The sequence below is a fragment of the Maricaulis sp. genome, from assembly GCF_048269565.1.
Taxonomy (GTDB): domain Bacteria; phylum Pseudomonadota; class Alphaproteobacteria; order Caulobacterales; family Maricaulaceae; genus Maricaulis.
Genome location: NZ_JBLXIK010000005.1, coordinates 162,028 through 171,809 on the forward strand (window position 1 = coordinate 162,028; position 9,782 = coordinate 171,809).

The 9,782-nt window shown below is 65.0% G+C and carries 11 protein-coding genes; all 11 read right to left on the reverse strand.

The annotated features are described in order from the left end of the window. Positions 1-7 precede the first annotated feature (7 nt). The 11 genes from ACN0YL_RS11360 to ACN0YL_RS11410 all read right to left on the reverse strand — a co-directional run bounded on the left by ACN0YL_RS11360 (position 8) and on the right by ACN0YL_RS11410 (position 9,763). Positions 8-1,513 (reverse strand): Do family serine endopeptidase, encoded by a 1,506-nt coding sequence (locus tag ACN0YL_RS11360; protein ID WP_417498047.1) that lies wholly within the window; start codon positions 1,511-1,513, stop codon positions 8-10. A gap of 111 nt (positions 1,514-1,624) precedes the next feature. Continuing rightward, the gene (locus ACN0YL_RS11365) at positions 1,625-2,845 is read right to left on the reverse strand and encodes an alpha/beta fold hydrolase (protein ID WP_417498048.1); all 1,221 of its coding nucleotides are present in this window, start codon (positions 2,843-2,845) and stop codon (positions 1,625-1,627) included. Positions 2,846-2,900: 55 nt separating this feature from the next. Then, positions 2,901-3,389, reverse strand: coding sequence for a cytochrome c maturation protein CcmE (gene ccmE / locus ACN0YL_RS11370; RefSeq protein WP_417498049.1), 489 nt, complete (start codon positions 3,387-3,389; stop codon positions 2,901-2,903). Continuing rightward, the gene (locus ACN0YL_RS11375) at positions 3,389-4,045 is read right to left on the reverse strand and encodes a DUF938 domain-containing protein (protein ID WP_417498050.1); all 657 of its coding nucleotides are present in this window, start codon (positions 4,043-4,045) and stop codon (positions 3,389-3,391) included. Before ACN0YL_RS11375 ends, ccmE begins: the two co-directional genes overlap by 1 nt. A 57-nt stretch (positions 4,046-4,102) precedes the next feature. Beyond that, positions 4,103-5,395, reverse strand: a complete 1,293-nt coding sequence (locus ACN0YL_RS11380) for a hypothetical protein (protein ID WP_417498051.1) — start codon at positions 5,393-5,395, stop codon at positions 4,103-4,105. 126 nt (positions 5,396-5,521) lie between these two features. Next, positions 5,522-6,901 carry a sensor histidine kinase gene (locus ACN0YL_RS11385; RefSeq protein WP_417498052.1) on the reverse strand — a complete coding sequence of 460 codons (1,380 nt, stop codon included), beginning with the start codon at positions 6,899-6,901 and terminating at the stop codon, positions 5,522-5,524. Beyond that, positions 6,898-7,575, reverse strand: coding sequence for a response regulator transcription factor (locus ACN0YL_RS11390; protein ID WP_417468908.1), 678 nt, complete (start codon positions 7,573-7,575; stop codon positions 6,898-6,900). The genes ACN0YL_RS11385 and ACN0YL_RS11390 overlap by 4 nt, the downstream gene beginning before the upstream one ends. Positions 7,576-7,583: 8 nt before the next feature. After that, a complete protein-coding gene (locus ACN0YL_RS11395; protein WP_417468907.1) occupies positions 7,584-7,925 on the reverse strand; it encodes a PepSY domain-containing protein in 342 nt (113 codons plus the stop codon). Between the two features lie 69 nt (positions 7,926-7,994). After that, positions 7,995-8,885: a DnaJ C-terminal domain-containing protein gene (locus tag ACN0YL_RS11400; protein ID WP_417498053.1), complete on the reverse strand. Its 891-nt coding sequence runs from the start codon at positions 8,883-8,885 to the stop codon at positions 7,995-7,997. Positions 8,886-9,030: 145 nt separating this feature from the next. Beyond that, complete coding sequence (locus ACN0YL_RS11405) at positions 9,031-9,516, reverse strand: helix-turn-helix transcriptional regulator (protein ID WP_417498054.1); 486 nt, start codon at positions 9,514-9,516, stop codon at positions 9,031-9,033. Continuing rightward, positions 9,509-9,763 carry a hypothetical protein gene (locus ACN0YL_RS11410; protein WP_417498055.1) on the reverse strand — a complete coding sequence of 85 codons (255 nt, stop codon included), beginning with the start codon at positions 9,761-9,763 and terminating at the stop codon, positions 9,509-9,511. Before ACN0YL_RS11410 ends, ACN0YL_RS11405 begins: the two co-directional genes overlap by 8 nt. Between the last annotated feature and the right edge of the window lie 19 nt (positions 9,764-9,782).

Sequence of the window (9,782 nt, forward strand, 5' to 3'; positions counted from 1 at the left end):
CTTCAGGTTATTCGTCGTCGCCAAGCTGGAGCGCGATATAGCGCTGGCCGGCCTGGGTTTCGACGAGCAGGAGAATGGCGCTGCGATTGCCGGCGCGGGCCGCATTGACGGCCTCGCGCAGGGCCTCGGTCGATCCGACCGCGCGGCCGCCCGCCTCCAGAATGATATCGCCGCGCGACAGACCCTTGCGGGCCGCTTCACCGGCGGGTTCCAAGGTTTCGATCACCAGGCCGACAGTGCCTGCGGGAAGACCGCGACCGTCGCGGACCTCATCGGACAGTGGCGACAGGCTCATGCCGAAGATGTCGACCGTGGCTTCGGCCTCTTCCCGGCTGGGCAGCTGGTTCAACGTGCTGTCATCAGGGCGTTCGCCCAGTTCGACGCGCAGGGTGCGCTCGCGCCCGTCGCGCAGGATGCGGAAGCGCACTTCCGTACCGGAGGAGAACTCGCCAATGCGGCGGGTCAGGTCGCGGGAGTTGTCGACGCCCTGGTCATTGACCGACAGCACCACATCCTCGCGCTCGAAGCCCGCCTGGTCGGCCGGACCACCGGCGACAACGGAGCTGATGATCGCACCTGTGCTCTGGTCCAGGCCCATGGCACTGGCGATGTCCTCGGTGACATTCTGGATGCCGACGCCGAGCCAGCCACGCGAGACATGGCCGGTTTCGCGCAGCGAAGCGACGACGCGTGCTGCGACGTCAGAGGGAATGGCGAAGCCGATGCCGACACTGCCGCCGGTCGGCGAGAAGATCTGCGAATTCACACCGACCACCTTGCCGTCGAGGCTGAAGGTCGGGCCGCCGGAATTGCCGCGATTGATCGGCGCGTCGATCTGCAGGAAATCATTATAGTTCGAATTGCCGATCTCACGGCCCGTGGCCGAGATGATACCGGCTGTCGCGGTACCGCCAAGCCCGAAGGGATTGCCGACCGCCACGACCCAGTCACCAACGCGGTAATGCGGCTGGTCCTCAAGCGTGACGAAGGGGAATTCGATGTCTTCATCGACTTTCAGCAGCGCCAGATCGGTCTGCGGATCGAGACCGATCACACGGGCCGGATAGGTATCGCCCTCGGCGGTGCCGATGGTGATCTCGGTGGCGCCTTCGACAACGTGGTTATTGGTAACCAGATAGCCATCGGCCGAGATGAAGAAACCGGAACCGAGCGACTGGCGCGGCTGGGCCGTCTGAGGCAGCGCGCGGCCACCGAACTGACGTTCGAGCCATTCACGCATTTGCGGCGGCACATTCTCGAGATCGGCGCTGCCGGTGGCCGGATCGGGCACCGAGCTGGCCTGGATCGTCACCACGGCCGGGCTGACATGCTCGATCAGGTCGGCAAAGGACATCGGCGCGCCGGCGGGAATCGCGGCGGTGAAATCGGGTTGGGAAATCTGTTGCATCGCATGCGCAGGGGTCACCGCCTGATCGAGCAGGGAGCCGGCAGCAAGTGCGGCGAGAACCAGAACTGAAACCCCGCCGAGGCGGCGGATTTTGGAAACTGACATCATGATTCAGGAAGACCTTTCTTGTTCGAGCCGGGGGCAGATTAGGCAGGGGGAAGCTGACGGTTGCGTGTCCCAAACATTACAATAACATTACAAGCGGTAATTTACCCGTCATGTTTCAGACGGGCTGCCAGTCTCGTGGGTCTGCACCAGAACCGGGCCGTGCAGCGTGCGGTGAACCGGGCATTTGTCGGCGATCTCCAGCAGGCGCTGGCGCTGGGCAGCATCGAGATCACCCTCGAGCCGGATGGCGCGTTCGAAGATGTCGATCTTGCCCTCATGCCCCTCGGCCTCGCCCTTGCTGTGACGCACCGTGACCGTGACCCGATCGAGCGGCAGGGATTTGCGCGTCGCATACATGCGCAGCGTGATCGAGGTACAGCTGCCCAGGGCCGCATTGAGAAAATCATAGGGCGCCGGGCCGCTATCGCCGCCGCCGAGGTCGGCCGGTTCGTCTGCGCGCAGCACGTGGTGGGCGGCCACGACATGATTGGCATAGGCCCCCTCACCGGTCTCGCGCACCACAACCCCGCCCTCGCGGTCCGGGGCCGGCACCGCAGGGCGACGATCCTCACCGATATAGCGCAGTGCCCAGGCGGCGATCACGTCTGCGGCATGGATGGCATCGTCCGGATTGCTCAACAGGTGATCGGCGCCATCGAGATCGAGATAGCTGCGCGAATGCCGCGCCGCCTTGAACAGTCGCGTCGCATTCTCCACCCCGACAGTATTGTCGACCGGCGAATGCGTGATCAGCAAGGCCGGCTTGAGCGCCGCGACGGCATCCTCGAGCGAATGGTCCTCAAGGTCGTCGAGGAATTGCTTGCGGATACAGAAGGGACGGCCGGCGAGCTCGACCCTGGCCTCCCCCTTCGCCTCGATCTCGGCAATGTCGGGATGGAAGGCCTTGCGCACATGCGAGGCATCGGCCGGCGCGCCCAGCGTCGCGATGGCACGCACCGAGGGCAATTGCGCCGACGCCGCGATCACGGCTGCCCCGCCCAGGCTGTGCCCGACCATCAGGGCCGGCGCCTGGTATTGCGCCGCGAGAAACTCGCCGGCCTTCACCAGGTCCTGGATATTGGAGGAAAAATTGGTGTTGGCGAAATCGCCCTCGGACTGCCCCAGCCCGGTAAAGTCAAAGCGCAGCACGGCAAAACCGGCGCGGGCCAGATGCCGCGAAATCCGGCTGGCGGCGTGGATATCCTTGGAGCAGGAGAAGCAATGGGCAAACAGCGCGAAGGCGCGCGGTGTCCCGTCCGGCAATTCCAGCCGCGCGGCGAGGGTCTCGCCAAGGGCACCGGTAAATTCAACGCGTTCGGATCTGGCCATGACATTCTCCCTGTCTTGCCGACAGAGATAGGGGCGACCGCCGCCAACGCCAAATCTATTGCGGAGACGGTGCGGTCACGTCTGCTTGATCGGACGCGGCGGCATCCTCATCGCCTTCCCACAGGCCGGCATCACGCAGCGCCTCGGCGACCTCCGGCGGCATATAGCGTTCATCATGCTTGGCCAGCACGGTTTCCGCCTGGAACACACCATCCTCGCGGAACCGGCCCTCGGCGATCACGCCCTGCCCCTCGCGGAACAGGTCAGGCAAAATGCCGACATAGGCGACCACGACATCCTCGACACGGTCCGTGATGACAAACACCACGCCGTCTCCTGCGCCGGGGCCATCGATGGAATTTTCCAGCACCAGGCCGCCGACGCGCACGCGCTCACCGGCCTGCGGCGGTTCGACGGCGATCTCGCTCGGGCTGTAGAAGAACACGACCGCATCGCGCATCGCGAACAGGCCCAGCGCGACAGCGGCCACCAGAACGAGGGCGGCAAGGGCGATCGTGGCCAGACGGCGATTGCGGTGACGCATCAGACAGGACTCCGGGAGTGGAACACAAGGGAGAGATTATTGGCCGGCATGACATGGCGGTCCGGCGCAGCCCATCCGGCCGCGGCGAACAGGGCCTCGACATCGCTGCGGGCGCGCACGCCCCACGCCGGATTGCGCGAGCGCAGCGAGCGGTCGAAATCGAGGTTCGACGGCGCCGTCGCCTCCCCCTCCAGATAGGGCCCATACAGATAGACCAGCCCGCCGGCGACAACCCGGTCGCGACTGGCATTGGCCAGCGCTTCGGCCACACTCCAGGGCGCGATATGGATCACATTCACACAGACGATGGCATCGAACACGTCCAGCGCGCCAGGCCAGCCCGGCCGGGTCAGGTCGAGATCGATCGACGGGCGCATATTGGGTGCCGCGTCCGCAGCCCAGGCATCCTGGCTGGTGCGCGAGGCGGGATCGGGATCGCTGGGCTGCCAGTCCAGATCCGGCCGGCGCTGGCACACGGCGACCGCATGTTCGCCCGTGCCCGAGCCGATCTCGAGAACCCGCGCGCCCTTCGGCAGCAAACGCGCCAGCATATCGCCGATCGCATCGCGATTGCGCGCCGCGCTCGGCGAGAACAGTCGCGCCGCATCGGCCTGGCGCGCTTCGAGCGCGATCTCGGGAGCTGAAGTCTCGGTCATGGAGGCGAATTAGGGGTAGCGGACGGCGAAGGCAAGCATGGCCTGCCTGACGGGACGCTATGCCGCGGCGGCGACACCGCGCCGGCGCAACAGCGACGCGGCCTCATTGCTGCCGGCCGCATCGAGGAGGTCGGCGACGATGCCGAGCGCTTCCTCGGCGCTGACGCGGCTCTGGCCGGTGCTGCCGGCGACCAGGTCGACCAGCATTTTCCCCGCTTCCAGCATCCGTTTCTCGACCTGCTCGTAAATCCGCTTCTGGGCACTGGCAATGGCCGCGGCATTGGCGTGTTCACGAGCGCGAAACAGGAAATAGAGCAGCCCGCTCGCCCGATTGATGGCCTCGGTTGGCGGCAATTGCGCCGGAATGATGCGGCCGCTCCGGCCGCGCCGCGGCTCGGGCAGGCCGGCATCCAGCGCCAGCGGCACCTTCTCCATCACCTTCTCGACATTGCTCGAGGCCTCGGCCCGCAGACCAAACAACGAGCGTCCCCAGCGGCCATCCTTGCGAATGCCAAATTCCTGGACCATGCCGGTGGAATAACCGACATAGCGCTCGAACACGCCGAAATAGGACTCGGCCTCCGCGCGGTCGGCCGGTGGGTGTTTAAGCTTGGCAGCGAAATAGCCGGTGTCGGCGAGGACGCTGTCACCGATCGCGGCCAGCTCCGTCTTGGAGACGACAAGATCGTCGGCGCGCCGGCCAATCTTTTCGACGACGCGAAAGACCTGCCAGGGAGAGGTCAGCCGCCCCATCACCAGCATGAGCAGCCAGACGGCGGCCTCCGGCGCTTCCTCGATCAGGATTTCATGCCGCGCCCGCACTGTTTCGACCAATGCCGGATCGAAATCCTCGATCACGACGGGAATATCGGTCATCGCCAGCGCCAGGTTCTCGCTGGATTGCAGCAAAGTAACGGCGTCGTGGAGCATCGGGCGGCAATCGGAACCGAATCGCTTGTCGAGCGCGACCATGTCCTTTGGAACCCGTTCCGCCTTCGCAACGCCTGCTGCCAGGGCCTCGGCGGCGCGGCGACGAAGCTCATGCCAGACCGGATCGCTGACGGGCTTGCGGCACTTGCGCGCCTCCTCGACCAGATCCTGCGCCAGCTCCCGGCCAAGCCAACCCCACATCTTGCTGAGGTCATCCGGGCTGAAGCGGAATTTTGACGGTGGTGCCTTGTCCGGCTCGGCGGTCAGGGCCCTCAGGGGTTCAAACATCCAGGCCTTGGCCAGGTCACCGGCCGGCTCGTTCAGGCTCGCCTCCAGCTCGTCAAACAGCTGCAGCATGGTTTGTGAGGCCGGATCCGCGGCCGCCCCCGCCTGCGCCGCCCCGTACAGGTTTGCGCGCATTTGCGGCGGCATGCTGCGCCAGAGCGCCTCCAGCTTGCTTCTTTTTGCCGACGAAAGATTTGGCATCGGTGAATAAGGACCGTGACTACAGACGGCGAGTATTCAACAGTTGTGGTTAACGTGGCTTTATCGTGCTGTGGTGGGCAAGGTCAGACGCACACACAACCCGTCAAGTGTAGACCTCGACAATACAACACCACCATCATAAGCCTTTGCCAAATCTGCAACAATGGCCAGGCCGAGACCGGATCCCGGCGCCTGTTCATCCAGACGCACCCCGCGCTGCAGCGCCGCCTCGCAGCCGGCCTCGTCAAGACCAGGGCCATCATCCTCGATCAGGAGTTCAAGATTTCGCTCGTCACCCTGCCGCGCCGACACCATCACCCGGGACGACGCCCACTTGCAGGCATTGTCCATCAGATTGCCGACCATTTCCTCGAGGTCCTGGCGTTCGCCGCGGAATTGCAGATCGGGTTCGAGCCGGGTTTCGATGGACACCCCGCGCCGGGCATAGATCTTGTTGAGGGTACGCGCGAGATCGCCGACGGTCGGCTCGACCCCGGTCCGGGCACCGATCGCCTTGGCGTGGGCGGCGGCACGGGCACGGCGGAGATGATGGTCGACCTGTTCGGCCATGATCGCGGTCTGGCGGCTGACCAGGTCGCCGAAACCGCCACCGGCCTCGCGCGCCTCATTGGTGAGGACAGCGATCGGGGTTTTCAGCGCGTGGGCCAGATTGCCGACATGGGTGCGCGAGCGCTCGACCAGTTCGCGTGAATGGTCGAGCATGGCATTGAGTTCATCGGCGAGCGGCTGCAGCTCGACGGGGAATTGACCGTCAACGCGCTCGCTGCGGCCCTCGCGCACATCGGCAACGCTGTTGCGCATGCGCAGGACCGGCGCCAGCCCGATCCGGACCTGGAAGAAGACACCGGCCGCGATCGCGGCGGCGAAGCCGAGCAACAGAACAGCGGAAGTAATGGCAAAGTTACGGACATCACGGTCAGCCGGACGGCGGTCCTCGCCCGCCATCATGATCACGACATCCTCGCGATCGGGCAGGAGCACGGCCTGGGCGACCACGCGCAAGGGTTCTCCGGCCGGCCCCTTGGCGCGGCCCGTCACGATCTGGCCCGGTGAGGCCTCGGCCCGGTTGCGCAGCCCCTGGGAGGCCGCCAGGGTCTCGTCCCACAAGGAACGTGAAACGATCAATATACTGGCTTCGCCGCGCTCGCCGGCATCGACGATCTGCCAGTAGCGGCCCGAGAAGACACGGCCATAGGCCGGATCCGACGGACGGCGGGCCAGGGCGACCGCGCCACTCTCATCGGTCTCCGCTGCCGCGACCAGCGCCCCGACAATACTGGTGAGACGATCATCAAGCGTGCGGATCACCGATCGCTGATAGAGCGTGCTCAGCGCAATCGCGCCGACCAGCAGCAGGGCCAGTGCCCAGGCCGCTGCGCCGGCAAACAGCCGGAAGGCAAGTGAGACGCGGGAGGTCACGAGACCGGCGGCGACACCGGCTCGACCAGGCGATAACCAAGGCCGCGAACCGTCTCGATCCGGTCCTGGCCGATTTTCTTGCGCAGGCGGCCGACAAAGACCTCGATCGTATTGCTGTCGCGGTCGAAATCCTGGTCATAGATGTGCTCGACCAGCTCGGTGCGCGAGATGACGCGATCCTGGTGATGGGCGAGATAGCTCAGCATGCGGAATTCGTGCGAGGTCACCTTGACCGGATCGCCATTGATGAAAACCCGCGCGCCGCGCGTATCGATCGACAGGCCGCCGCATTCAATCGTCGAGGTCGAATGGCCGGCCGCGCGCCGGGTCAGGGCCCGCAGGCGCGCCAGCAATTCCTCGGTATGGAAAGGCTTGGTGAGATAGTCATCGGCGCCGGCATCGAAGCCGGCGACCTTTTCACTCCAGCGATCACGCGCCGTCAGGATCAGGACCGGAAAATCGCGGCCGTCATTGCGCCAGCGCTCCAGGACGCTGACACCGTCCAGCTTGGGCAGGCCCAGATCGAGCACGACGACATCATAGGGCTCGGTATCACCGAGGAAATGGCCGTCCTCGCCATCGAGCGCGGTATCGACCGCATAACCGGTATCCTCGAGCGCCCGGCAAAGCTGGCGATTGAGATCCGGATCGTCTTCAATAATCAGAGCGCGCATGACTTCCCCTATCGTTCCGACAATATATTACCCGTACGGGCATCTGCCACCACATCAATCCGGCGGCCGTCAGCGGTCAGTATCTTGACGATATAGCGCGGGGCGCTGCCACCCTCGAGTTCGACGTCAAGCACATCGGCATTCGGATAGCGCTGCCGCACATCACCGATCACCCTGATCGCCGGCACGAGGTTTCCCTGCTCACGCTGCACCCGGGCTTCACCCGGTGTGTAGCGGTCGCGCATGTCGCGGCCCTGGGCCATTTCCAGGCCTGCCGCGTCTGCGTGCGTCACAGCCGGCACGCCCAGGGCGGTGAAAGCTGCTGCAATGATGATCAGTGTTCTCAACATGGCACTCTATGTGACGCAACGGCCCTGAACCCGGGCTGAACGACTCCCTAATCCTGCACTCATTCGCAGCTACAGACCCTTGCGCGGATCATAGGCCTGAGCCGGCGCCCACGTCTCGAGAAAAGCACGCAGCGCCTCGTCACGCGGCGGCAGGGCCACGACCAGTTTGACGATCTGGTCTCCACGCTTGCCCTTGCCACTCGCAAAACCCTTGCCGCGCAGGCGCAACAGGCTGCCGCTACTCGAGCCGGCGGGCACCTGCAGGTCGACCGGGCCATCAATGGTCGGCACGCGCACCTTCGCGCCGAGCACGGCTTCCTTGAGGCTGACAGGCAATTCGAGCCGGACATCATCGCCATCGCGGGAAAAATGCCGGTGTTCGGCGATCCGGATCTCGATCAGTGCATCGCCGGGCGCACCGCCCATCGCCGACGGTTCGCCCTGGCCACGCAGTCGCAGCACCTGGCCATCGGCCGCACCGGAGGGCACCGCAACCTCGACCGCCCGTCCGCCCGGCAGGGTGACGCGGTGCTTGCCGCCACTGGCCGCCGCGAGGAAATCAATCGTCAGCGTCTGGCGCACATCGGCTCCCTTGCGTGGTGCTTCGCGGGTCTGGGTCCCGAAATCGGTAAACAGATCGGAGAAAATATCGTCGAAGCCGCGATTATTCTGCCGCGTCTGACGGAAATTGAACGGACCGCGCGCGCCGCCGCCCATGCCCGCACCCATGCCGGCGCCCGGTCCGAAACCGGCGCGTTGGCCGGCATCGTATTCGGCGCGCAATTTCGGGTCCGACAGCGTCTTGAAGGCCTGGGAGACCTTCTTGAACCGCTCTTCGGCCGCCTTGTTGCCGGGATTGGCATCGGGGTGCAGTTCCTTGGCCAACTTGCGATAGGCCTTGCGGATCTCGTCCGCTGTCGCCGTCTTCGCCACACCGAGGATTTTATAAGGATCGTCCATGCCCACGCCATCAGCTCAATTCAGCGTTCATGTAAGGGGCTTTGCCGCCAATCGCAAAGCATCGCTCACAGGGCGGCGCCAGGCTGGCCATGCCGAGTGCGTGTGCAGATCACCCGGACACAGGACAGACAGCTGCAATGACGCGCTATTGAGCCGCCAGTGCCTTGCCGAGAGTTTCGTTCATGGCCTTGATGAATACCGCTTGCTCAATGATCGAGGCGTCAACATCGCCCTTGTCGTGAAGCCAGAGCGCCACCTCGTGCCAGTCATAGAGCGGGCTGTTGGTAGTGAAGCGTGCAATCGGGCGGGGAAAGCCTGAACCTCGCTTGCCCTGGGCGTAGAGCGACGGTGCCGCCCGCGACAGGCCGGCCCGCTCCGCGATCTCCGCGAGGCTGACCAGACAATCGGGCTCGATACGCTCAACCCGGGCGCCCGCTTCACGGACCTGGGCGATCGCAGAGGTGACGGCGTCTTCGAACGAGGCGGCCGTCCTGCAGAATGCCAGGACAAAAACGCCGCGTGTGAAGGCAATCGTGGCGTCATCGCACCCGGCTTCGAAGAAGCGGTCGATCGCGGTATCGCTATCGGGCTCCAACCCGGATGCGATAATGGAAAACTCGAATTCAGCCATCGCCGCCTCCCTGATCCATGTGCCCGCATTTGCGGCCCGCTCGCCGGATTTCGCGGGCGTGATGTTCCGGCACCCGCGGCGTCGACCAGACATAGAGCGTGCAGCCGGTCGCGTCGTGCTGCGGGCAGCGCAACTTGCCCCAGGCATGCGCGCTCTTGCCGCTTGCCTCATAGCGCCATCCAAGGGCGACCAGTTCGGCAATCGCCACTTCGATAGCCTTGTCCGGGTGACGCGGCCGCCGGGCCATGGCTCCATCCATAAATGCG